This window comes from Azospirillum argentinense (assembly GCF_000632475.1).
Lineage (GTDB): Bacteria > Pseudomonadota > Alphaproteobacteria > Azospirillales > Azospirillaceae > Azospirillum > Azospirillum baldaniorum.
In genome coordinates, this window is the sequence record NZ_CP007794.1 from 1,493,878 (window position 1) to 1,519,325 (window position 25,448).

General features: G+C 71.3%; 14 protein-coding genes. All 14 read left to right on the top strand.

What is annotated here, in order from left to right; translation table 11 throughout:
- The first annotated feature begins 323 nt into the window (after positions 1–323).
- Positions 324–7,625 (top strand): SPM autocatalytic domain-containing protein, encoded by a 7,302-nt coding sequence (locus ABAZ39_RS20885; protein WP_040134646.1) that lies wholly within the window; start codon positions 324–326, stop codon positions 7,623–7,625.
- 224 nt (positions 7,626–7,849) lie between these two features.
- Complete coding sequence (locus ABAZ39_RS20890) at positions 7,850–9,142, top strand: TolC family protein (RefSeq protein ID WP_247881670.1); 1,293 nt, start codon at positions 7,850–7,852, stop codon at positions 9,140–9,142.
- The gene (locus tag ABAZ39_RS20895; RefSeq protein ID WP_040134652.1) at positions 9,139–10,836 is read left to right on the top strand and encodes an ATP-binding cassette domain-containing protein; all 1,698 of its coding nucleotides are present in this window, start codon (positions 9,139–9,141) and stop codon (positions 10,834–10,836) included. The genes ABAZ39_RS20890 and ABAZ39_RS20895 overlap by 4 nt, the downstream gene beginning before the upstream one ends.
- Positions 10,833–12,218: an HlyD family type I secretion periplasmic adaptor subunit gene (locus ABAZ39_RS20900; RefSeq protein WP_051658310.1), complete on the top strand. Its 1,386-nt coding sequence runs from the start codon at positions 10,833–10,835 to the stop codon at positions 12,216–12,218. Before ABAZ39_RS20895 ends, ABAZ39_RS20900 begins: the two co-directional genes overlap by 4 nt.
- A gap of 197 nt (positions 12,219–12,415) precedes the next feature.
- Positions 12,416–15,502 (top strand): ABC transporter substrate-binding protein, encoded by a 3,087-nt coding sequence (locus ABAZ39_RS20905; protein WP_040134654.1) that lies wholly within the window; start codon positions 12,416–12,418, stop codon positions 15,500–15,502.
- Between the two features lie 11 nt (positions 15,503–15,513).
- Positions 15,514–15,909: a hypothetical protein gene (locus ABAZ39_RS20910; RefSeq protein ID WP_144243602.1), complete on the top strand. Its 396-nt coding sequence runs from the start codon at positions 15,514–15,516 to the stop codon at positions 15,907–15,909.
- A gap of 1 nt (position 15,910) precedes the next feature.
- Positions 15,911–16,375 carry a hypothetical protein gene (locus tag ABAZ39_RS33230; protein ID WP_051658311.1) on the top strand — a complete coding sequence of 155 codons (465 nt, stop codon included), beginning with the start codon at positions 15,911–15,913 and terminating at the stop codon, positions 16,373–16,375.
- Positions 16,372–17,100, top strand: coding sequence for a hypothetical protein (locus ABAZ39_RS20925; protein WP_040134658.1), 729 nt, complete (start codon positions 16,372–16,374; stop codon positions 17,098–17,100). Before ABAZ39_RS33230 ends, ABAZ39_RS20925 begins: the two co-directional genes overlap by 4 nt.
- On the top strand, positions 17,088–20,390 hold the full coding sequence (locus tag ABAZ39_RS20930) for a type VI secretion protein IcmF/TssM N-terminal domain-containing protein (protein ID WP_247881671.1): 3,303 nt from the start codon (positions 17,088–17,090) through the stop codon (positions 20,388–20,390). Before ABAZ39_RS20925 ends, ABAZ39_RS20930 begins: the two co-directional genes overlap by 13 nt.
- A 381-nt stretch (positions 20,391–20,771) precedes the next feature.
- Complete coding sequence (locus tag ABAZ39_RS20935) at positions 20,772–21,287, top strand: YcjF family protein (protein WP_051658312.1); 516 nt, start codon at positions 20,772–20,774, stop codon at positions 21,285–21,287.
- Between the two features lie 215 nt (positions 21,288–21,502).
- Positions 21,503–21,673, top strand: coding sequence for a hypothetical protein (locus ABAZ39_RS36585; RefSeq protein ID WP_172428501.1), 171 nt, complete (start codon positions 21,503–21,505; stop codon positions 21,671–21,673).
- On the top strand, positions 21,670–22,431 hold the full coding sequence (locus ABAZ39_RS20940) for a substrate-binding periplasmic protein (RefSeq protein WP_040134662.1): 762 nt from the start codon (positions 21,670–21,672) through the stop codon (positions 22,429–22,431). The genes ABAZ39_RS36585 and ABAZ39_RS20940 overlap by 4 nt, the downstream gene beginning before the upstream one ends.
- Before the next feature lie 9 nt (positions 22,432–22,440).
- A complete protein-coding gene (locus ABAZ39_RS20945; RefSeq protein WP_040134664.1) occupies positions 22,441–24,165 on the top strand; it encodes an ATP-binding cassette domain-containing protein in 1,725 nt (574 codons plus the stop codon).
- A 1-nt stretch (position 24,166) separates the two neighbouring features.
- Positions 24,167–25,441 carry a prohibitin family protein gene (locus ABAZ39_RS20950; RefSeq protein ID WP_051658313.1) on the top strand — a complete coding sequence of 425 codons (1,275 nt, stop codon included), beginning with the start codon at positions 24,167–24,169 and terminating at the stop codon, positions 25,439–25,441.
- Positions 25,442–25,448 lie beyond the last annotated feature (7 nt).

A 25,448-nucleotide genomic window follows, 5' to 3' on the forward strand; every position in this document is an offset into this window, starting at 1 on the left:
CGGACGGCGCCGCCTCTGCATCCCCAGGTGGAATGACAAAGGCGGCGCCGTTCCTGAACACCACTTTTCAGAAAGGCGCCTTCCTCTCTTTTACAACCGAAGTCTCAAATGCATCAATAATCGACAATTTGCTTCTGCATGAGCCAAAATTCATGCAGTAACCATCCCCGCCCTGCGGGGATTTCGTTGTTGTGTGACCACCGATCCGAGAAGAATTAACTTCAGATTGGCCAAAAGACCGGCAGCGTTCAGAATTTCTTTAACAAATCACTTTGTTATTGGCCTTCCCGATACGCGACCGCCGCGATGGCGAGAGGGCCACTATGCCGGACACCCTGGACGCCACCGCCCCGCTCCTGACCATCCCCGATGCCCTGGCGTCCGAAGCGGCGGCGGTGCTGCTGGGTGGCGATCCCGGCGCGCTCAAAGCCGTGCAGGAGAAGCTGGCGGCGGCGCTGACCGGACAGGGCTTGCCGGAAGGCGCCGCGGGCAGCGTGGCGGACGGCTGGATGCGCGACGTCGCGGCGGGGGTCGGCGCCAGCGCCACGCCCGACGACGCCATTGCACAGGCGAGCCGGATCGCCGCCGGCACCGCAGCGCGCATGGCGCAAGCCGCCCAGGAAACCGCGGCTCTGACCGGGGAGCAGCGCTTGGCCGTCGCCCTGGCCCAGGGACAGGGAATCGGGCCGAGCAGCGCGAACGATTCCAAGACGGCGTCCGACCTGTCGGCGGCGCTGTTCAGCGGGGTGATGGACCCGGCGGCCCGCCCGGCGGGCGCCGCCGACCCGATCGCCGCCCTGTCGCAGGCTCTGACCGTTCCCCCCACCGCCCCGGCGATGCCGGACGCCGCTCCCGTCTCGCCGTCCGACAAGCTCGCCGCGGCGCTCGCCTCCGGCGTGGGGGTGCAGGACGCGGTGACGGCGCTCGGCCCTGCTGCGGGCGGTCACTTCGCCGAAGCGCTGGAACACGCCCTGTCCAGCGGCGCCGACGCCGCCGGCGCCATTGCCGAGGCTCAAGCGTTGAGCGCCGCCGGCACGGTCCAGACCAAGTCCGTCGCGGTCGAACAGACCGACGGCGCGCGCCTGCTCGGCGCCCTCGCCGCCGGAAAGACGGACGGTGCAAGCGGCGCTCTGGCCGGCAACCCCGCCTTCACCAGCGTCCTGAACGACGCGCTGGCACAGGGCGCGCAACCCGACGCGGCGCTCGGCGCCTCGGCACGGGCGCAGACGGACATGGCGGCCCGGCAGGAGGCCGCCGCCGTTCCGGCGAAGCCGGCGGACGCGCTGGTCGCCTCGCTGTCGTCCGGCCAGAACGTGGCGGCCACCGTCAAGACCTTCGCCGCCGCCGCCGGGCTCGACGGCGCGGCGGCCGGCGGCTTCGGCGAGGCGCTGGGGCGGGCCCTGTCCAGCGGTCAGGAGATGTCCGGCGCGCTGGGCTCGGCGCGGCAGACCGTGTCCACCGCGCTGGCCCTGTCCGCCGAAACCGCGAAGGGCGTCAAGAGCGACGGGCTGATCGCGGCGCTCGCCAGCGGGCAGAACGTCCAGCAGGCGGTGCAGGCGCTCGGCGGGTCCGGCGCCGCCTTCAACGCCGCGCTCGGGCAGGCGCTGGCGGACGGGCGTGCCCCCGGATCGGCGCTCGCCGCCGCCCGCCAGACGGCGGAGACGGTGCAGCAGAACGCCCAGGGCAGCGAAGTTCCCGTGTCCCCCGAAAACAAGGCGCTGGCCGATCTCGCCAACCCACCACCCGCGGGAGAGACGGCCAAGGACGGCGCCAAAGGAGACGGCGATAAGGGCGGCGACAAGGGCGGCGACAAGGGCGGCGACAAGGGCGGCGGGGAGAAAACCGCCGAGCAGGTTGCCGAAGCCCCGGCCGAGGGCAAGGAGGGCGGCAAGGAAGAGGGCGGCGAGAAGGACGGCGCCAAAGAGGAAGGCACCAAGGAGGACGGGGCCAAGGAGAACGCGAAGGGCGAAGCCGCCGACGCCTCCACCGACGCCTCATCGGCAGAGGGCGAGGCGTCTCCGGCCCCCGCCAAATCCAGCATGGGAAGCGAACCCGCGCTGAAGCCGATCAGCTTCGACGCGGCCGGAACCGCCAAGAGCGCCGACACCGCCGCGCCGAGCGTCACCGCCCCCACGCCCATCACCAGCGCCCCGCCCGCCGCCCCGGCGGTCACCAAGGCGCTGACCAGCGACCCCTTCGCCGTCGCCGCGCAAATCCAGCAGCAGGTGGCCCGCGCCATCGAGGCGGCCGCCGCCACCCTGCCCGCGACGGTGCCGCCGGTGGCGGCCCCCACCCTCTCGGCCGGCTTCGACGCGGCGGCCTTCGCGAAGGCCCTGGCGATCGCCGAGGGCACCGCGGCACCGGCCGGCTTCGCCGTCTTCCACCTGATCGAGGCGATGTTCCGGCCCGGCGAGGCCGGCAGCAGCGTGATCGGCGTCGCCGTGGTGGCGAACCCGGACTCCCCGTCCGGCGTCTGGCAATACAGCGTGGACGGCAGCGTGTGGCTGGCGGTGGGCACGGTCGGCGACGGCTCGGCGCTCGTGCTTCCGGACAGCGCAATGCTGCGCTTCCTGCCGGCCGCCAACTGGAACGGCACCGCACCGTCGCTCGGGCTGCGGGCGGTGAACGGCGAATGGGCCGAAGGCTTCAGCGGCGCCGAGCACCGGCTGTTCACGCTGACCGGCGTCGGCGGCACCACCCCGCTGTCGGGGGATGTCGCCTCCTTGACGCTGGAAGTGACCCCGGTGAACGGCGCCCCGGTGGCGACCGGCGCACAAGCGGTCCTGGCTCCCATCGCGGAAGACAGCGCCGATCCGGCGGGCGCCAGCGTCGCGTCGCTGTTCGGCGGGCTGTTCTCCGACCCCACCGACGCCGTCTTCGGCTCCGCCGGCAACGGCTTCGCCGGTGTGGCGGTGGTCGGCAACGCAGCGACCGCCGCGCAGGGCGTCTGGCAATATTGGACCGGTTCCGCCTGGACCGCCGTGGGCGATGTCGCGGAGGGAACGGCGCTGATCCTCGCCGCCGACGCCAAGCTGCGCTTCCTGCCGGCGGCCAACTGGAACGGCACCACCCCGGCCCTGACCGTCCGGCTGATCGAGGACGGCGGCGCGCCCGTCGTCACCGGTGGCCGCGTCGACCTGACGACCGGCGTCGGCGGCAGCACCGTTTACAGCGCCGGCACCATCGCGCTGACCGGGACCATCACCCCGGTCAACGACGCGCCGGTCGCGACCGGAACGACGACGCTTCTGCCGGCGGTCGCCGAAGACGCCGCCGATCCATCCGGCGCCACCGTCTCCACCCTGTTCGCCCACCTGTTCTCCGACCCGGCGGACGCCGTGGCGGACGGGTCCGCCGCGAACGGCTTCGCCGGCGTGGCGGTGATCGCCAACGGTGCGGACACCGCCCAGGGACAATGGCAATACTGGACCGGCACGGCCTGGACCGCCGTGGGAACGGTGTCGAATGGCGACGCCCTGCTGCTGTCCGCCGGCACCAAGCTGCGCTTCCTGCCCGCCGCCGATTGGAACGGCGTGCCGCCAAGCCTGATGGTCCGCCTGATCGACGATTCGCAAGGCCCGGTCACCAGCGGCGAGCGGGCGGACGTGACGGGCGCCGGCGGGGACAGCCGCTACAGCCTGGGCACCATCGCCCTCAACACAGCGGTCAGCGCGGTCAACGACGCTCCGGTGGCGACCGGCACGACGGCCACCCTGCCGACCATCGCCGAAGACACCGCCAACCCGGCGGGCGCCACGGTCTCCGCCCTGTTCGGTCACCTGTTCTCCGACGCCGCCGACGCGGTCAGCGACGGGTCCACCGCCAACGGCTTCGCCGGCGTCGTGGTGGTCGGCAACGCGGCGACCACGCAAGGCGTCTGGCAGTACTGGACGGGCACCGCCTGGGCCGGCATCGGCTCGGCGAGCGACGCCAACGGGCTGCTGCTGGCCGCCAACACGGCGCTGCGCTTCGTTCCCACCGCCAACTGGAACGGCACCACGCCCGCCCTGACGGTCCGGTTGGTCGAGGACGGCGGCCCGCCGCTGGTCACCGGCACCCGCGTCGACCTGACCGGCGGCGTCGGTGGCAGCACCGTCTACAGCGCTGGGACCATCGCGCTGACCGGAACCGTCACTCCCATCAACGACGCGCCGGTCGCCACCGGAACGACCGCCGTCCTGCCGACGATCGCCGAGGACACCGTCAACCCGGCGGGCGCCACGGTCACCAGCCTGTTCGCCCACCTGTTCTCCGACGCGACGGACGCCGTGAGCGGCGGTTCCGCCGCCAACGGTTTCGCCGGGATTGCCATCGTCGGCAACGCGGCGACCTCGCAAGGCGTCTGGCAGTACTGGACCGGCACGGGCTGGACCGCCGTGGGGGCGACCTCGGACGGCAACGCCCTGCTGCTGGCCGCCAACACGGCGCTGCGCTTCGTTCCCGCGGCCAACTGGAACGGCACCACCCCGGCTTTGACCGTCCGGCTGATCGACGACTCCCAAGGGGCCGTGACCAGCGGTGGGCGGGTCGCCCTGGCGAGTGTGGGCGGCGACAGCCGCTACAGCGCCGGCACCGTCGCCCTGACCACCTCGGTCACCCCCGTCAACGACGCCCCCGTGGCGACGGGCACGGCGGCCACGCTGCCGACCATCGCCGAGGACACCGCCAACCCCACGGGCACCACCGTCGCCAGCCTGTTCGGTCCCCTGTTCTCCGACGCCGCCGACGCGGTGAGCGGCGGGTCGGCGGCCGACACGCTGGCCGGCGTGGTGGTGGTCGGCAACGCCGCCACCCTGGCGCAAGGGGCGTGGCAGTATTGGACCGGGACGGCCTGGGCCGACATCGGCGCGGTCAGCGGCGGCAACGGCCTGCTGCTGGCGGCGAACACGGCGCTGCGCTTCGTTCCCGCCGCCAACTGGAACGGCAACACGCCCGCCCTGACCGTCCGGCTGGTCGACACGTCGCAAGGCCCGATCGCCAGCGGCGCGCGGGTCGACGCGACGAGCGTCGGCGGCAGCACCGCCTACAGCGCCGGCACCATCGCGCTGACGGGCACGGTCATTCCGGTCAACGACGCCCCGGTGGCGACGGGTACGACGGCGACCCTGCCGACGATCGCCGAGGACACCGTCAACCCGGCTGGCACCAGCGTCACCGCCCTGTTCGGCCACCTGTTCTCCGACCCGGCGGACGCCGTGACGGGCGGCTCCTCCGCCAACGGCTTCGCCGGCGTCGCCATCGTCGGCAACACGGCGACCGCCGGGCAGGGCGTCTGGCAGTACTGGTCGGGCTTCGCCTGGATCACCGTAGGCGCGGTGGCGGAAGGCTCGGCCCTGGTCGTCGCCGCCAGCGCAATGCTGCGCTTCCTTCCCGCCGCCGACTGGAACGGTACCACCCCGGCCCTGACCGTCCGGCTGATCGAGGACGGCGGCGCCCCCGTCGTCACCGGCGGCCGCGTGGACCTGACGGCCGGAGTCGGCGGCAGCACCGTCTACAGCGCCGACACCATCGCCCTGACCGGAACCGTCACTCCCGTCAACGACGCGCCGCAGATCACCGCCGGCACGACGGCGCTGGCGACGATGAAGGGCGTGGCGGTGGCGGTCACCGGCCTGTCGGTGTCCGACGTCGACGCCGGCGCGCTGCCGATGCTGGTCACGCTGACCGCCGGCCACGGCACGCTCACTCTGGCCAGCGCCGGGTGGGACGCCGTCATCACCGGCAACGGAACGGACACCGTCACCATCCGCGCGACGCTCGCCACCATCAACGGGCTGCTCGGCGCCGCCAACGGGCTCCTCTACACGGCCAGTACCTACACCGGGGCCGACGCCATCCGGATCGTCGTGAACGATCTCGGCAACGGCGGGGCCGGCGGACCACTGACCGCGACCGTCACCATCGGCGTCACCGTGACGCCGCCGAACGCCTCCCCCGTTCTGATCGACACCAACCTCGACGTGGCCGTGGCGGCGGAGGCCCTGGCCGCCCCCACCGCGGGCACGGTCGGCTTCGCGGTGTCCAAGCTGGTCGGGCTGAACGGCAGCGGCCCCGGCAATGTCACCGACACGGACGCCGGGGCCGTCGTCGGCATCGCCCTGACCGGCACCAACGAGAGCTATGGCCGCTGGTGGTTCTCCACCGACAACGGCGCGACCTGGAGCCTCGTCGGCGCGGTCAACGACAGCGATTCCGCCCTTCTGCTGCGCGCCACCGACCGGCTCTACTTCCAGCCCAACGCCGCGGTGCCGGCCACCGTCAACGGCGCCCTGACCATCCGGGCCTGGGACCAAACCACCGGCAGCGCCGGCTCCAAGGTCGCCGTCACCATCGGCGACGGCAGCGCCTTCTCCACCGCGACGGACACCGTCACCCTGCATCCCGGCGTGCTGATCCCCAACGGCACCTTCGACAAGGGGCTGACCGGCTGGAGCTACACCGGCGGCGCCACGGTGGATGCGACGGGCGACGGGCATGAGGGCACCCTGACCTCCGCGGGCGGCCGGACGCCGACTCAGCTCGAGGACTTCCTCGGCCTTGCCCACGGCTCCATCGCCACGGCGACCGGGACCATTCCGTCCTTCGGCAACGCGATGAAGCTGGCCACCACCGTCACGGTGACGAAGGACACGACGCTGACCTTCGACTGGACCTTCATCTTCTCCGACCCCGGCTATCACGACTTCGCCTTCGTCAGCGTCAACGGCGTGGTCACGCTGCTCGCCAAGGACGCGAGCGCCAGCGGGAAATTCAGCGTCGTCATCCCGGCCAACACCACCCTGTCGCTGGGCTTCGGCACCTCCGACACCAGCGACAACAGCGTCAACCCGATCCTGCGCATCGACAACGTCAAGCTGACCACCGTCGCCAGCGACCCCATCGTGCTGGACATGGCCGGCGACGGGCTGGCGCTGCGGACGCTGACCGACGGCGTCCTGTTCGACGTCAGCGGCGACGGCGTGGCCGACCGGACCGGCTGGGTCGGCAAGGGCAACGCCCTGCTGGTGCGCGACGACAACCACAACGGGCAAATCGACGACGGGCGCGAACTGGTGTCGGAACATTTCGGAAAAGGCTTCAACAGCAGCCTGGAGGCGCTCGCCTCGCTCGACAGCAACCACGACGGGCGCATCGACGCCGCGGACCAGAGCTTCGCCACGCTCCAGGTCTGGCAGGACGCCAACGGCGACGGGGTGAGCCAGCCGGGCGAGCTGCGCACGCTGGCCGACGCCGGCATCCTGTCCATCGCCACCACGGCCACCCCGGCCGGCACGACGCTGGCCGGCAACCACATTCTCGGCACCACCAGCATGTCCATGGCGGACGGCAGCAGCCGCGTGGTAGCCGGCGTCGCCTTCGACGTGCAGGCCACCGTCGCGGCGCAGCTGCACAGCCAGCCGCTGGCCGCGTCGCCAGTGCCAGTGCCAGTGCCTCAGGCCGATCACGGACGCTTCGACTACGCAGCACTTCTCTCCTCCGGCCTGGGCCTGCCGGACACCGTTCCGGTTGTGCAAAACAGTCTTGATGCGCACAGCGGAGACTGGGCTATGGCGCTTCACACCGCGGACACACACCACGCCACAACCCATGCATCGACGATTGTGCCGGTCGCAGAAAATTCATGATCGACCGACAGAATTCGACGCATTTTTAGGTATTTGGATACTGTTTTGTCCTAAATGAGTATGAGAGTTCTCGACTAAGATCATCATCGCTGTAGGCCGAACGGCCTAAACATGCGGCGATCTCCAGGACCCTCATGCACAAGTTTTGTCTTATCGCCACGGTTGCGCTTCCGCTCCTGACCGGAGCGCCACAACCTTCGGTTGCGTCTCCGCGCGACGAGGTGGTGGCGCTGATCGGCAAGGCGACGGAGACCCACGACCGCCTGCGCGGGGCAGAGGCCGCCGCCGACGGGGCGCGCAACGCCCTGCGGGTCAGCCATGGCGGCTGGTTCCCGACGCTGAGCCTGTCGGCCAATGGTGGGCGCGAGAGCACGACCAAGCCGGCGGGCCTGCCCAACACGGACATGAACGCCTCGCAGTTTTCGGCGCGGGCGACGCAGCTGATCTGGGACTTCGACGCGACCAACGCCGACATCCGGCGCGCCCAGGTGACGCTGGTCCGCGCCGACATCGCGGTGGAGCGCACCCGGCAGGAGCTGCTGGTGGAGGGCCTCACCGCCTACGCCAGCCTCGTCCGTGCCCACCAGTTGCTCGCCTTCGCCCGCCAGTCCGAAGACAACATCCGCCGCCAGACCGGGCTTGAGGAGGTGCGGCTTCAGGAGGGCTTCGGCTTCTCCACCGACGTGCTTCAGGCCAAGAGCCAGCTGGCCGGCGCCCAGGCCCGCCGCGTCGCGGCGGAAGAGGCGACGCAGAACGCGCAGAGCCGCTTCCAGGCCTTCTTCGGCCATATCCCCTTCCAAGTCAGCAACGCCCAGGTCCTGGCGATGACGCGCGCCGGCCTGCCCGTCTCGATGGACGCGGCGGTGGAGGAGGCGCGCCGCCACAACCCGCGCCTTCAGGAATTGGCCCTGACCACCGCGGCGGCGCAGGAGGCGGTGACCTCGGTGCGCGGCCGCACCCTCTACCCGCGGATCGATGGCTTCGTGGAACACAACATCAAGCGCGACGTCGCCGGGCAGTCCGGGCGGCAGAACGAGCTGCTGTTCAAGCTCCAGGTCACCTTCTCGCTGAACACCGGCCTGACCGCGCTCAACAGCATCCGGCTGGCCGAGGCCGACCTGCGGGCTGCCGACGCCACCTGGGCCGACCAGGAGCGCACGGTGCTGGAAACCGTCCGCAACAGCTGGAACCGGCTGGAAAGCGCCCGCGCCCAGGTGCAGTTGCTGAACGATCAGGCGAGCCTCGCCGCCGGCTTCCTCGACGTGGCGCGGTCGGAGCGCGAGCTGGGCACGCGGTCGCTGATCGACATCCTGTCGGGGGAGACGACGCTGATCAACGCGCGCAGCGACGCCGCGGCCGCGGAGACGGAGCTGGTGCTGGCCGGCTACCGGCTGCTCGCCGCCATGGGCCGGCTGAACGCCACCGACATCCAGACCAAGCCGATGCCGAAGCTGACCGCGCCGGGCCGCGGCGCTTTCCGCGATCAGGGCCGGCGCGGCACGGGAGACCAGCGATGAGCGGTGGCGCCATCGGTCTGCTGGTGCTTCGGCTGCGCGCCAACCTGCGGCTGACCGCCCGCGTCTTCGCGGCGTCGCTGGCGGCGAACCTGCTGGGGCTGGCCTCCTCCTTCTACACGATGCTGGTGCTGAACCGCTACGTGACGCACGGCGTCGACTCCACGCTGGCGGCGCTGACCGTCGGCGTCGTGCTGTCCATCGCCTTCGAGCATCTGTTCCGCCACGTCCGGCTGGGCATCGCCGGGCGCATCGGGCGGGCCGAGCACGAGCGTCTGACCACCGGGGCTTTCGGCATCCTGATGACCGCGCGCAGCGGCGCCGGATCGGTGGAGGGCGACGCGGCCCGGCGCGAGGCGCTGCGGGCGCCGGAGCAGATCGACTCCGCGCTCGGTTCCGCCAATCTGGCGACGCTGTTCGACCTGCCCTTCGCGCTCGGCTTCATCCTCGTGGTGGCGCTGATCTCCTGGCCGCTGGCGGCGATCTGCCTCGTCTTCACGCTGCTGGCCATCGCCGCCGGGCTGCTCGCCCAGGCGGACATGCGCGCGGTCGGGCGCGACCTCGCCCAGGCCGGCGCCGACGCCCAGGGGCTGGTCACCACCGCCATCGTCGGGCGCGACGCGGTCGCCCTGTTCGGCGGCGCCAAGCCGCTCCTCGGCGACTGGCAGCGCGCGGCCAAGGCCCTGCGCGTGGTCCGCGAGCGCATGTCGATGCGCCAGGGCCGCGCCCAGTCGGCGGCGCAGAGCCTCCAGGCGCTCCAGGGCGTGGCGGTGATCGCCACCGGCGCCGTTCTGGTGGTGCGCGGTGAGCTGGACGTCGGGTCGCTGATCGGCATCAACCTGCTGGTCGGCCGCGCGCTGGCCCCCTTCACCCGGCTGGCCCAGATCGGCGAGTCCCTGGCGATGGCCCGGCAGGCGCAGGCGCGGCTGGAGCAGTTCGCCCGCACCGCGGTCGAGCCGACCGGCGGCACCAGCCTGCCCCGCTACGCCGGCACGCTGGAGCTGCGCGACCTGACCTTCACCCCGCCGGGCGGCGTCACGCCGCTGCTGCGCCGCCTCAGCCTGTCGGTGCCCGCCGGCAACATCCTGGTGCTGAAGGGCCGCAACGGCTCGGGCAAATCGACGCTGATCCGCCTGATCGCCGGACTGGCCGATCCGCAGGAGGGCGCGGTGCTGGCCGACGGGGTGGATATCCGCAAGTTCGCCCCCTCCTGGTGGCGCCAGCAGATCGGGCTGCTGCCGCAGGAGCCGGTGTTCCTCAACCGGACGATCCGCGAGAACCTGCTGCTCGCCAACCCGCGCCTGTCGGAGACGGAGCTTCACGCCGTCCTGCACCGCGCCGGGGCCGACCGCACGGTGGCCGACTGCGCCCAGGGCCTCGACACGCCGCTGCGCAACTTCGGCCACGAGCTGCCGACCGGCCATCGCCGCCGGTTGGCGCTGGCCCGCGCCCTGGCGGTCGGCGGCCGGCTGATCCTGCTCGACGAGCCGACCGACGGGCTGGACTCGGAAGGCACCGCCACCGTCTACCGCACGCTGATCGAGCTGGCACGGAGCGGCCACACGGTGATCATCGCGTCCCACGACCCGCGCATTCTCCAGGGCGCCTCGCTGGTGCTCGACCTCGACCAACCGCCCAATGGACTGTCGACCGGCGCGGCTGTCGTCCGCGAGCCGGCGGGGCTGGTGACGCCATGAAGCCGCTTCCCCTGCTGACCCGCAAGCCCGCCACCGCCACCGCGCCCGTGCCGCCCGCGATTCCGACCGGCATCCCAGCCGCCCTCCCGGCCGCCCTGCTGGGAACACAGGCCGCGGACACGGAAAGCCGCTTCGGCGACGGCCTGTTCGCGGTTAGCATCGCCGCTTTCCTCGCAGCACTCGGCTGGGCGGCCATCGCCGAGCTGAACGTCTCCAGCAGCGCCCCCGGCGACGTGGTGCCGCTGTCCTACAACCAGTCGGTCCAGCATTTCGAAGGCGGCATCGTCCGCGACATCCTGGTGCAGGAAGGCGATTCGGTCACCGCCGGCCAAGCGCTGATCGAGCTGGACCAGACCAAGATCCGCGCCGACCTGGAGGAGCTGAAGCTGCGCCTCGGCTCGCTGTCCGCCGACACCGCGCGGCTGGAGGCGGAGGTCGGGCGCCGCGAGGCCATCGACTTCCCTGAGCGGCTGCTGCGCGAGCGGCCCGATCTGGTGGCGCAGACCCGCGACCTGTTCCGCGCCCGCCGCGACCGGCTGGCCTCCGACCTCGACATCCAGCGCCAGGACATCGCCCAGCGCGAGCAGCAGGTGGCCGCCGTGCGGGCACGCATCGGCGGCTCCCAGGTGGCTCAAGGGTTGATCCGCGAGCAGCTCTCCATCAGCGAGACCCTGCTGAAGCGCGAGATCACCAACCGCATGAAGCATCTGGAGCTGCTGCGCGACGACGCCCGCGTCAGCAGCGCCATCGCCGAGGACCGCGCCACGCTGGCCCAGGCCGAGGCGGCGCTGGCCGAGGCGCGCAGCAAGCTGGTGTGGATCGGCCGCAAATACGAGGAAGAGAGCCGCAACGCCCTCGACGAGGCCCGCCGCAACCACGACGAGCTGTCGCAGCGCCTGACCCGCTACCAGGACAGCCTGGACCGCAGCAGCCTGCGCGCCCCCATGGACGGCATCGTCAAGACGCTGGCCGTCTCCACCAAGGGCGCCGTCGTCAAGGCCGGCGAGACGGTGGTGGAGCTGGTGCCGCGCGACGGCAAGCTGGTGGTGGACGCCCGCCTGCCGGTGCAGGACATCGGCTATGTCCGCCCCGACCAGCCGGTGGTGGTGACGCTGGCCGGCGGCGACGCCTCGCGCTTCGGCCACATCGAGGGGCGGGTGCGGACGATCAGCCCCGACACGCTGCTCGACGCCAACAAGCAGTCCTACTACAAGGTCCGCGTCGAGCTGCCGGTGACCCGTTTCGACTACGGCGGCAAGACCTACGAGCTGTTCCCCGGCGTGCGCGTGACCTGCAGCATCCTGACTGGGCGGCGCACCATCCTCGACTATGTGTTCTCGCCGGTCCTCAACGGCCTCCAGCACGCGATGCAGGAGCAATGAGGATGGCCGGACTGATTGCCGCTTTCCCTCTCCCCTCTGGGGAGAGGGTCAGGGTGAGGGGGTTTGCGCGTGACGATACGTCCGGCAAAAGCGCATCCCCCTCACCGGCCCTCCGGGCCACCCTCTCCCCAGAGGGGAGAGGGTTACATCCCCCTCGCCCTGCTCCACCCCGTCACGGACCGCCCGAGGCCCACCCCATGCTGAGCTCGCTCCAGCCCCGCTCCCGGCCGCCGCTGCGCTGGTCGCACCTGACCAAGAAGGCGCGCTTCGCGCTGATCCTGGCGGCGGCGATGCTCGTCACCGTGCTGGTCTCCCTGGTTGTCCGCGCCGGCTTCCTCGGCGACAGCGCGCGCGAGCCGTTGACCGTCGCCGTCGTCGGACCGCTCAGCGGGCCGGACGCGGCGCTGGGGCTGGCCCTGCGCAAGGGGGCGGCGCTGCGCGCCGATACCATCAACGCGGCGGGCGGCATCGCCGGCCGTCCCGTGGTGGTCAAGCCCTTCGACGACGAGGGCGACAAGGGCAAGTCGCTGGAGATCGCCCGGCGCGTCTCCAACGATCCCTCCGTCCTCGCGGTGATCGGCCACACGCCGGACGCCACCGACAGCGCGACGGCAATCTACGCCCAGAGGCAAATCCCGCTGATCGCGCCGCGCCCGCTGGTCCGCCCGGCCGACGCCGCGCCCAGCCCCTGGTTGTTCAGCATCACGCTGGACCGCACGCACGAGACGCGCTTCCTCGCCAACTACGTGCGCAACGTGGTCGGCGAGCCGACCGTCGCCATCGTCCGCGAGGACAGCGAGCAAGCGGCATCGCAGGCCGGGCAGTTCGACGCCATCCTCCAGCGCTTCGGCACCAAGCTGGTCGGCCAGTGGACTTTCGCGCCGGGCCGCAACGGTGCGTCCGCCCTGCCGGCGCTGGCCCAGGCGGTCAAGGAGAAGATGCCGACCGGCGCCGTCGTCGTCATCGGCTCGGCGGTGGACAGCGCGCGGGTGGTGGTGGCGCTGCGCGACGCCGGGGTGCGCAACCTGATCGCCGGCAGCTCGGAGATGGCCTCGTCGGCCTTCCGCACCGAGATCGTCGCCCAGGCGCAGGCCAACCCCAAGGCGCTGACCCCGGAAGCCTACGGCCACGGCCTGCTGGTGTCCTCGCCCGTGCTGTTCGACACGGCGAACGAGCGGGCGCAGCGCTTCTACGGCCAGTATGTGAAGCGCTTCAACGCGGTGCCCGACTGGGCGGCGGCGCTGGGCGCCGATGGCGTGGACCTCATCGCAGGCGCCATCGCCAAAACGAACACCGCCACCGGTAAGCCGGACGGCGAGGCGCTGCGCCGCGCCATCGCCGACCACGACCGCGCCGAAACCGCCTTCCAGGGCACGGTCGGCACCTGGACCTTCGACAACCGCGGCCAAGCGACCCTGCCGGTGATGATGGCCTCCTACAACGGCCTGAACCCGGTGGCGGCGCTGACCCAGCTCCAGCCGATCCGCGAGGCCGGAGTCTCCAACTTCCTGGAGGAGGTCACCAAGGGCCGGGCGCTCTACGTCAACGACCGCTTCATGTACAAGACGGACGTCATCTACACCGGCGTCCAGCTTCATGAAATCCGCGACCTGAACCCGGACGCCAACGAGGCGACGCTGAACCTGACGATCTGGTTCCGCTACCGCGGCGCCTTCAACCCGGCGGACGTCGTCTTCACCAACGCGGTCAAGCCGGTCGAGCTGGGCAAGCCCTACCGCGAGGAGCGCGGCGAGGTCACCACCTACGTCGCCTACCGGATCGAGGGGCGCTTCGCCCTGAACGTCTTTGACCAGCGCTCGCCCTACGGCAGCCAGACGGTCGGCGTCAGCTTCCGCCACCGGACGCAGAACCGGAACACGGTGATGTTCGTCACCGACGTGCTCGGCATGTCGCTGGTCGACACCAACGACTTCGTGGAGAAGCTGAAGGCGATGGCCGCGGCGGAGACCGCGTCCGCCGCCGACCCCGGCCTCGCCGACCGCTTCCGCCGCGCGCTGGAGGGCGAGAGCGAAAGCTCCACCCTGCTCGACCAGCTCCGCGCCAAGCGGGTGCTGGCGCCGTCGCCCGGCTGGCGGCTGGCGCGCGCCTGGATCTCGCAGGACGTCGCCTCGGTCGGCAGCGAGGGCGATCCCAACTACGTCGGCTTCGGGCGGCCGCAGCCGGACTTCTCGCGCGTCGACTTCGGCGTGGTCGCGGCACCGGACTCCCCGGCGGCGCGCGACTTCATCCATCGCGACTTCTTCGTCTACATCGCCATCTTCAGCGCCGTGCTGGCGGTCTTCGCCGCCTTCATGGACCGCCGCGACCGCGGCCAGTTCTGGAAGATCCAGACGCTGTTCATGCGCATCCTGTCCTGGCCGCTGCTGCTGATGTCCGTCGGCAACATCGCGCTGGACCAGGCGGTGGCGACGCTGCCGCCGAGCGGGATCGCCATGGTGGTGAACGGCGTCAACGTGCTGTGGTGGATCGTCCCGGCCATCCTGGTCGACCGCACGCTGGAGCGCTTCGTCTGGACCCCGCTGGAGATCCGCACCCAGCGCAAGATCCCCGGCATCGTCCGCCGCTTCTCCACCCTGATCGTCTTCGGCTTCGCCGGCTGCGGCATCATCGCCTTCGTCCTGAAGCAGCCGATCACCAGCCTGCTCGCCGCCTCGGGCCTCGTCGGCATGGTCATCGGCCTCGCCATCCAGGCCAACATCGCCAACGTCTTCTCCGGCATCGTCCTGAACATCGAGCGGCCGTTCCAGATCGGCGACAGCATCCAGATCACCGATCTGGTGCGCGGGGTCGTGGTCGACATGACGTGGCGCACGGTGCGGATACGCAACGTCGCCGGCTTCATCGTCGCCATGCCCAACGCCAAGGTGTCGGAGGCGACCGTCATCAATTTCAGCGCGGTCGACCGGGTGTCGATGAAGCTGGAATATTACGCCGACGCCCGCCACGACCCCGGCCAGATGGGCGGCCTGCTGACCACCGCCCTGCAGAACGCCGACAAGGTGATGCCCAGCGCCACCGGCGGCCCGCCCTTCGTCCGCTACGACGGCATCCGCGGCGTCAACGGGCAATGGTTGTGCAAGTACAACCTGTTCTTCTGGGTCGAGGATTACGACGCCAGCTTCGTCGTGCCGGAGCTGGTTTGGCGGTCCGTCTACCGCACGCTGGCCGAAGCCGGCATCGAGCCGACCCCGCCCGACCTGATGGAGGCCGCCGGCCCCGCCGCGGTCGCCACCAACGCCCAGCGCCGGGCGATTCCGGCATGAGCAGGCCCGGCATGAGCAGGAACACCCCGATGATGCGAACCCTGATCGCCGCGACGGCGCTGCTGCCGGTCCTGCTCGCCGGGACGGGCTGCGCGCCGCTCGGCAGCGAGCGTCCCGGCGCGATCCTGGAGAAGGTGGCCGACGGCGACTACGACGTCGGCATCCGCTACCCCGCCAAGCGCGCCCGCTACGTGATGATCGTGGAGGAGGACGAGGACGGCTTCGTCGTGACCAATCGTCCGGCCGCGGGCCGCGAGGTGGACACCGCCCCGGCCCCGGTGGTGGCGCAGCCGCAGCGCAACGACCGCGTGCTCGCCCCCTGCACCGAGGCGACCGGCAACTGGTACCGCCACACCCCGGCGGGCTACGTCTGTGCCGGCCAGTCGGCGCCCGGCGGCGGTGGCTGACATGAAGCGACTCGCGATCATCCTCGCTCTGACGCTCGCCGGCTGCGCCGCCGGTGCGCCCGCGCCTAATGCGGGGCGCGCCGACGCGCCGGTGCTGAGCATCGTCGCCGACCCCGACGCCAACGGGCGCCGCCCGGTCGCGGTCGACGTGGTGCGGGTGGCCGACCCGGCGCTGGCCGGACGGCTGGCCGGGCTCGACGCCGCGGGCTGGTTCCGCGACCGCGAGGCGCTGAGCGCCGAGGCCGGCAACCGCATCGCCATCGCCTCCTGGGAGATGGTGCCGGGCCAGAGCGTGCTCCTGCACAGCCTGCCCCCCTTCGCCACACCCCCGATCCAAACCCTCGTCTACGCGCTGTACGGCGCACCCGGCACCCATCGGCAGGCGCTGGACGGCGCCGGCGCCCTGGATGTGCGGCTGGGACGGGACACCTTCACCGTGGCTCCGCTGACGGAGGGAACGCCGTGACCGCCCAACTCGCCCAGGCCCACCCCGCTGCGGCGCCGAAGATGGCGCCCACGGGGGCCAAGCCCGCCGGCACGCTGGCCCTGTTCCGCGCCTTCCAGGAGGACCTGCTCGTCGGCTGCGCCGACGCGCAGGCGCCGGCGGGAACGGTGGCCGACCGCCTGACCGCTACGCTCCATGGAATGAGCGGCGCCGCCGTCTCCCAGGGGCCGGGCGCGCATGGCACCGTCGTCAAGGCGGTCTTCGCCATGGCCATGCTGGCCGACCGCGCGCTGGCCCAGACGCGGCCCGCCGACGCCGTGGTCTCCAGCCGCCTGTTCGGCGCGAACGCCACGCTGCAAACCCTGTTCGTCCAGGCCGACGACCTGATCCGCCAGGGCGCCAAGGCCGACCGCGGGCTGGCCGCCGTCTATCTCGCGGCGCTGGCGCTGGGCTTTCCCGACGACGCCCAGGCGACCGCCCGGCGCCCCGCCCTGCACCGCATCGTCGTCGGCGAGCGCGCCGCGGCCAACCATCCCAGCCCGCGCGCCTGCGAACCGCCGGAAGGCGCCGTGCCCGGCTATCTCGCACCGTCCGGACGGCGCTGGTGGTGGGCGGTCGGCGGGACCGCCGTGCTGTTCCTCGTAATCTCACATCTGCTGTGGGCCGGCGCCGTCGGCGGCATCCAACGCGATCTGAGCGGCGCCCGCGCCGCGGTCGAGGATATGGGGCTGTCATGGTCCTACTGATGCTCACGCTGGAGCTGGTGCTCTCCACCATCGGCTCCGCAATCTTCTATCTGCTGTCCTTCGCCGTCACGCTGGCGCCCTACGCGCTGCTGGCGCTGCCGCTCTACATCTTCTACCGCCTCGGCCGGATGGTCTGTCCGAAGCTGCGAAGCTGGTGGCGCAAGCCCGTTGCCAAGGGCACCGCCCAAAAGAAGGCCCCCGCGCGCCGGGCCGCCCCGCCGGCGCCGCTGCGCGTCCGCGCCGAGGCGCCACCGCCGAAGAAGGCCGCCGCCAACACGCCGCCCAACGTCCGCGTCTATGGCGAGGGGCTGGACATCCTGACGCGGCAGATGCGCGGCCCCCTGCGCCGCGGCGACATTCCGTGGTTCCTCGCCTTCGGCGTCGGCGGCCCAGCCCTGCTCGCCACCGACCCGACCCATGTCCGCTGGCCCGAGGACGGCAACGGCGAGAACGGCTGCTGGTGGTTCTGCGAAGGTGCCGCGATCCTGCACGCCGGCGCCGACTCCGCCGACGGCTCCCGGCTGGGGGCGTCCTGGCCGGCGCTGGTCGCTGCAATGCGCAAGCGGCCGATGCGCCGCCCGCTGGACGGTGTCCTGCTGATGGTCGGCGCCGACGAGCTGCGCGCCGCCGCCGAGCGCCCCGGTCCACGTGACGCGCTGGCCAAGCGGGGCGCCGCCTTGCGGGAGCGTCTGCGGACCCTGCGCGACGATCTCGGCGTGGTCGGCCCGGTGCATGTGGTCGTGGTCCGCGCCGAGGCGCTGGACGGCTTCACCGATCTCTGCGCCGCCATGCCCTCCGCCCTTCTGGACGGCGTGCTGGGATGGACCAACCCGCAGGACTGGGCCAAGCCCTTCGAGCCGCGCCGCATCGACGAGGCGTTCGAGGCCATCGCCGCCGACATCGCCGTGCTGGAGGCCGACGCCTTCGCCGCCGGCACCGCCGGGGTGCGCCTGCCGCTGCTGCCGGCGTCCCTGGACACGCTGCGCCATCCGCTGGCGCTGTTCCTCGACAGCGCCCTGGGTGGCGCCCTGGGCGGCGACGACCAGGCGGAGCCCTTCCCGCTGCGCGGCATCGCCCTGACCGGCGCCTACGCCCCGGTCACCGGCGGGCGCCGTCCGGTCTTCGCCCGCAACCTGCTGCCGGGCCGGGCCTTCGCCGAGGCTGGCTACGGGCGGCCGTCCGACGCCGCCTACCAGCAGGCCCACAAGCGCCGCCGGATGGCCCAGGCCGCGCTCGCCGCCTCGGTCGCCGGACTGTCGGTCGCCGCGTGGCAGGGCGTGTCCAGCGTGTCCGCCGGCAGCCCGCCGGTCGCCGCCGCCACCGCCGACCTGCGCCGGGCGCTGCTGGCGCGCGACGCCTTCACCGACGGGGCTCTGGCCGGTCGGGTGATCGCCGCCACGGCGGTGATGGAGCGCAGTTCCCTCGCCACGCCGCTGCTGCCGACCTCGCTGTTCAGCACCTTCGACGAGGACAAGAAGCGCCTCGCCTCCGTCACGCTGCGCCGCTCGGTGCTGCGGCCGATCCGCGACGCCCTGCTGCCCAGCGCCACCATGACCGACCTGCCGCCGGTCGCCAACCCGCAGAAGGTTGAGGACCTGCCCGCCTTCCGCCGGCTCGCCGAGCAGCTCGACCGCATCGGCGGGCGGCGCGACGCGCTGGAGCGCTACGACCGCTTCCGCCGCAACAGCGGCTTCGACGAGCTGAACGCGCTGGCCGAGAGCGTCTACGGCGCCGTCCCCCGGTCGCCGATGACGGCGACGGACGGCTACATCACCCGCATCGCGGCGGGCGCCGACCTGCCCAACCTCGACGCCCGGACCATCGCCGCGGCGGTGCGCGCGGAATCGGTGCAGCTCGCCGCCCCGCTGGCCGAGGAGCTGTACGGCCGCAACCCGCTCCGCCAGCGCGCCGAGGCCCTGGCCGAGCGGCTGCGCGGCCTGCCGGAGACGCCGACCGCCGAGGATGTCGACGACGTCCGCCGCCTGACCGGGGCCGTCGCCGAAGCCGTTTCCTGGCCCATCGCCGGCGCCTTGCAGGAGCCCGCGCGCGGCCTGCCCGACGCGATCCGGGTGGCGCTCCAGAAGGCCGCCATCGCCGATTTGCCGGGGCGCGACACCACCGACCGCATCACCGAGGCCCTGTCCACCGCCGCGACCGGCGCCCGCGCCGCCGTCCTGGCGCTGGACGCGCCGCAGACCGGCGCCCTGTTCGCGGTGGCTGACGGCGGAGCGCTGGTTCTCAACCCGGCGGTGACCGCGCTGCCGGACGCCCTGGCCGCCGCCCTGCCCGCGCCGGCTCCCGACGCTCCCCCCGCCGAAGCCGCCAAGCCGGCCGAGCCGAAGCCGGAGCCTGAACCTGAACAAGCCAAGCCCGCTGCATCCAAGCCTACCGAACCAAAGCCCATTGCGCCCGAAGCGGAACCGGCCAAGCCGGTCGCGGCGGCCCCGCCTCCCCCGCCTCCGGTGCGCCCGTCGCCGGAACCCGTGGCTGCGCCGCCCGCCGTCGTGGAGGAGCCCGCCGTCGTCGCGCATCTGCCGGTCCCGCCCAGAATGCCGGTGGAAACCCCGGTTCCGGACAGCGACGTCGCCCTGTCGAAGCTGTCCACCGCCTTCGCACAGACCCTCGCCGGGCGCTTCCCCTTCGTCGACCCCGAGCAAGCGCGCGGCGCGTCCGACGCTGACCCGCAGGACGTCCGCCGCTTCTACCGCCAGCTCGACGAGCACCGGGTGGCGGTGATGCGGACCGCGACCCCCGAGGTCGCCGCCTTCCTGGAACGGATGGAGGCCGCCCGTCCCCTGCTGGAGGCCATCGCGCGCCCGGCCCCCGTCAGCGTCCGTCTCACCTACGGCGCCAACCGCGCGCAGGAGGTCGGGGCGGAGCACATCATCGACTGGTCGGTGCGTTCCGGCGCCAGCGCGGTGGGGGCGACGGCCAATGGCGGGACTCTCGCCTGGACGCCGGGCCAGCCCGTCCTGCTGACCGCCCGCTGGGCCGCCGGGTCGCCCCTCCGTCCGAAAGGTGCGCCGGCGGGCGGAACCGCCGCGGCGACCGGCGACACCATCACCCTGGCCGAGCGTGGGCCGTGGGCGCTGCTGCGCCTGCTGAAAGGCCACGCCCCGTCGTCGTCGCGGGACGGCCTGCTGCTGCGCGTCGCCCTGCCCACGCAGACCATCGAGGGACAGCCGGTGCGCGACACCGTCCTGGTGCTGGGGGCGGCGGTCAGCACGGGCGGGCGCAACGAGCTTCCGGCGCGCGCCCTCGATCTGCCGTCGCGCTTCCCGCAAAGGTAGTCGACGCTGTTATACAAAGAAAAGCTGATGATGAACTTTGTTACAATTCGTAGAAAGATGACGCAGCTTCCAACAAAAACTCCGACGGCGGTCATAGGCATTTAATGCGTTGTTAAGCACTGAAAATGTATCAAGTCGTTGGGACATATTGGATCGTTGGGCAGTCATTCTCTTCTCAACGGCAGTCCCAAGAATCACTGTCTAATTTACCAGCAACAATAGGGGCATTCTTTTACCAATCGCTTAGGCAGCGGTTGATTGGCGATGCTTTGTTTCTTTCGGAATGCCAAATTTGCGACGCATAACGTCTCAAAACGTGTGTCTGAGCTTATCGTTTCCACCTGGAATCAACCTCACCTGTCCCTCGAAAGGTTTCGGATCATGGTAGACCGCAAGAAGCGCGCCCAGGAACTGATCAAGTATCACAGCTACGCCTCGGGCGCCTTCGGACTCATCCCCGTTCCCGGCGCAGACGTCGCCGCGGTCAGCGTGGCCCAGCTCAACCTGATCCATAAGCTCGCCAAGCTCTATGAGATCGAGTTCGCGCAGGAGCGCACCCGCGCGATCATCGGCGCGCTGATGGGCGGCGTCATGCCCGGCGCGCTCAGCTCCAGCGTGCTCGGCTCCGCCGTGAAGGCCGTTCCGTTCATCGGCACCGCCCTGGGCGTCGCCGTCATGCCGGCCCTGTCGCTGGCCGCCACCCAGGCGCTCGGCCGCGTGTTCGCGCAGCACTTCGAGACCGGCGGCACGCTGCTGGACTTCGACGTCGAGGCGATGCGCGAGCATTTCCGCAAGGAGTTCGAGGCCGCCCGCAACGACGCCGCCAAGAGCGAGGCCGGCGAGGCCCCCGCCGCGGCGCCGCAGATGGAAGAGCAGCCGGTCCAGAAGGCCGGCTAAAGCGGATTGTAATCCGCTTTGGACCGCGACGGCGGTCCCGGTCGCACATGCGACCGGAGCCCGCCTCTCGCGGGAACAGAGTTCCCGCTGGCGGCAGGCGGATGCCATCGGCATCCGCTGAGAGCCGGCGAATGAGGCGATAAGAGTCTAAAGCGAACGGAAGTTCGCTTTAAGGGCACGACGCCGGGGCGCCGGGCAAAGAAGGAAGCATCGCCGTGTTCGAGCTGATCTACATCGGTCTCTGCCTGCTGGTCGGGTTTCTGGGGATCGGCCGCCGCGGCGGCTTCCTGCTCTACGCCTTCCTGGCGGTGGTTCTGACCCCGCCCGGCGCCCTTCTCGTGATGATCCTGCTGACCACCCGCAGCAAGAAGCGGGCGAAGGCATGACGGCGGCGACGGCGTCCATCCTCCGCCCGGCCCTGCGGCTCCTGCTGCCGGTCCTGCTGGCGCTGCTCGCCGCGACCCTTCCGGCGCGCGCCGAATACTGGACCATCGCGTCGGAAGACCATTTCCCGCCCTACAACTACTCCTTCAACGGCACCCGCACGGGGATCGACACCGAGATCGTCGTCGCCCTGCTGAAGGAGCTGAACATCACCCCGGTCCACCGGCCGCTGTCCTGGACCGAGGTCGTCCGGTCGATGGACGAGAACACCGCCGACGTCGGGTTCCAGTTCATCGCCTCGCCCGCCCGTTTCGCGCAGTACAACATGATCGGCCCGTTCCGCACCGGCACGACCGTCTTCATGGTGCGCAAGGACTCCCCCATCGCCTTCGAGCGGCTGGAGGATCTGACCCCCTACCGCATCGGCGTGGTCGACGGCTTCGCCTACGCGCCGGACTTCGACGCCGCGACCTATCTGGAAAAGGTCCCGTCGAGCAGCAACGTGGTCAACTTCCGCCGCCTGATCCTGGGCCGGGTGGACGTGATCGTCGGCGACCTGCATGTGCTGAACCACATGGCCAAGCAGGACGGGCGCCTGAAGGACGTGCGCGTCCTGCCCAAGCCGCTGGGCCTGATCCCCCGCTACATCGCCATGCCCAAGGCGCGCAAGGAGAAGGCCGAGCGGTTGCAGGCCGCCTTCGTCAAGCTGCGCGACAACGGCACGATCACCCGCATCCTCGACTCCTGGCTGGCGGAGTGAGGCGGAGCGATGAGCAAGAGCAAGACAACCAAGCGTGTCGCCCCCAGCCGGCCCGTCTCGGCCCTGCTGCCCCTGATCGGGCTGGCCGACCGTGAGATCCTGACCCGGCTGGTGGTGACCGGCTGCGTCGCCGCCACCGCCAACCTCATCAGCCTGATGAGCCTCAGCGCCGAGCTGAACGGCTGGATGCGCGGCGAGGTGCTGGACACGCCCTTCCTGATCTTCTGCCTGTCGCTGCTGGTCTCCTACGCCTTCAGCAAACGCTTCGTCGGGCTGGTGCTGACCACCGGCTTCAGCGCGCTGGCCGGGGTGCGGCGGCGCTTCCTGCAGACCGTCACGCTGGGCAACCACGCCGACATCCTCGACATGCAGGCGCGGCGCTCCTTCGACCTCGGCAACCACCATCTGGAGCGCATCGCGGCGCTGCTGCCCAACCTGTCGATCGCCGCCAACATGATGCTGGTGGCGGTCGTGGCCTACCTCTACCTGTGGACGCTGACCACGGTGGGCGCCACGCTGCTTCTGGTGGCCGGCGCGATGATCGGCGGCTGGTACGTGCGCGAGGCGCAGCGGACCCGCGCCCTGCTGGGCCAGGCCAAGGAGTCCGAGGTGCGGATGCTCCAGGGCTTCTCCGAGATCGTCGGCGGCAACGCCGAGATCAAGCTGGGCAAGGCGCGGCGCGACGAGCTGGCCCAGGCGGTCGAGGCGGACGTCGCCCAATGGGAGGACCTGAAGCGGCGCCACGGGCGCAATCTGGGCGAGCTGTTCTCCTGGATCGCCACCATCGTCATCGGCTTCTCCGCGGTCTTCGTCTTCATCTTCCCGCGCATGGGCGCGCTGTCGGCGGCGGAGCTTCCGCTGGTGACCTCGGTCATCCTGTTCCTCGCCCGGCCGCTGTCGAAGTTCCTCAACGCCGTGCCCGACTACATCGCGGCGGAGGATGCGGCGAACCAGCTCACCACCCTGCTCGCCGCCATGCCGGCGGCGGAATACGCGCCGTCGAAGCTGGCCCGCGCGCCGCGCCGCTTCTCCGCCATCGAGCTGCGCGGCGTGCGCTTCGCCTACCGCGCCGGGCTGCGGCCAGAGCCCTTCGTGATCGGTCCCATCGACATGACCATCCCGGCGGGCAGCGTCGTCGGCATCGTCGGCGCCAACGGGTCGGGCAAGTCCACCCTGCTGCGCGTCATCCCGCTGCTGTTCCGCCCGGACGAGGGTCAGGTGCTGCTCGACGGGCAGGAAGTGGAGGGCGACCGGCTGGAGTCCTACCGCGACCTGTTCTGCGCGGTGTTCCAGGACCACCACCTGTTCACCCGCCTGCCGCAGGGGCCGACCTTCGACGCGGAGCTGTTCCGCGAGATGCTGGCCTATCTGAAGATCGACCATCTGGTTCCGGAGACCGGCGACGGCCTGCTGAACCGTGACCTCTCCAAGGGCCAGCGGCGCCGCGTCGCCCTGGCCGTCGCGGTCGCGGAGGGGCGTCCGATCATCATCCTCGACGAATGGACGTCCGACCAGGACGCCGAGTTCCGCACCCGCTTCACCAACGAGATCATCGGCAAGCTGCGGGCGCTCGGCCGCACCGTGATCTTCGTGTCGCACGACGGCAACGCCGCGTCGGTCTGCGACGTGACCATTCACATGACCAACGGCCACATGACGAACGGGCAGACGGACACGCCGGCCGACAAGGCCGCGTCCCGCCCCGCCACGGCTTTGCTCCAGGAGACCGCGTGACATGGCTGACCAGGCCTTCACCTACGACGACGCCGACGCGACGCCGCAGCCGAAGTCGCGCCTGCGCGCGTTGCTCGGCAACTGGTACGACGAGCACCGCCGGTCGCTGCTGTGCACGCTGCTGGTCGGTATCCTGATCTTCCTCTACTTCGCGCCGTCGATCGTCGTCTTCATCCCCGCCGGCCACGGCGGTGTGCTGTGGAAGCGCTTCCACCAGGGCACCCAGATGGGCCCGGCCCTGGCCGAGGGCGTGCACGTCATCTTCCCCTGGGACAAGATCGAGGTCTACGACCTGCGCCTGCAGGAGGACACCCGGTCCTACTCGGCGATCGCCAACGACGGCCTGAACGTCAGCATCGAGATCACGGTGCGCTACCGCCCCTACGCGGAGATGCTGGCCGCCCTGCACAAGAACGTCGGGCCGAACTACCTGGAAGTGCTGCTGGTGCCGGAGGTCGGGTCGGTCTCGCGCGAAATCGTGTCGCGCTTCAAGGCCGACGAGCTTTACGCCCATCGCCGCCTGCGCGTTCAGACCGAGACCTTCGAGCAGGTCGCCGACCGCGTGATGTACGCCCAGATCATCGGGGCCGAGGACACGCCGAAGCCCGACGGGCGGACCAAGACCGGCTACCTGCTGATCCAGGACATCCTGATCCGCAACGTCTCCTTGCCCGAAGCGATCATGGTGTCGATCGAGCGCAAGATCCAGCAGGACCAGGCCGCTCAGGAATACCAGTTCCGCCTGCAGCGCGAGCTGTTCGAGAGCCAGCGCAAGCAGCTCGAAGGCCAGGGCATCCGCGCCTTCCAGGAAACGGTCCAGGCCAACCTGACCGAGAACTACCTGCGCTGGCGCGGCATCGAGGCGACGCTGGAACTGGCCCATTCGCCCAACGCCAAGATCGTCGTCATCGGCAACGCCGCCAGCGGCGGGCTGCCGCTGATCCTCGACGCCGCCTCGGGCCAGGGCGCCACCCTCCCGATGCCGGGCGCCCCCGCCCCGGGCGCGCCGCACGCGGGGGCCGCGACGGTCACCATGCCGAGCGGCCTGCCGGTGCCGCCCGCCGCGCAGCTCCCCTCGCTGAGCGGCGAGGGCGAACCGGCGGCGTCCGCGGCGGGCCACGCGCCGACGGCGCCGGTCCCCGGCGTCAAGCCCCAGGCGGCGGGTGGTGCCGCGGGGGCCGCCAGCGGACCGGCCAAGGACGGAAAGGCCGCCGCGGCCCCCATCCTGTCGAACATGTCGCCGTCCCGCCTGCTCGACCTCATCCAGTCCAAGTGAGCCGGCG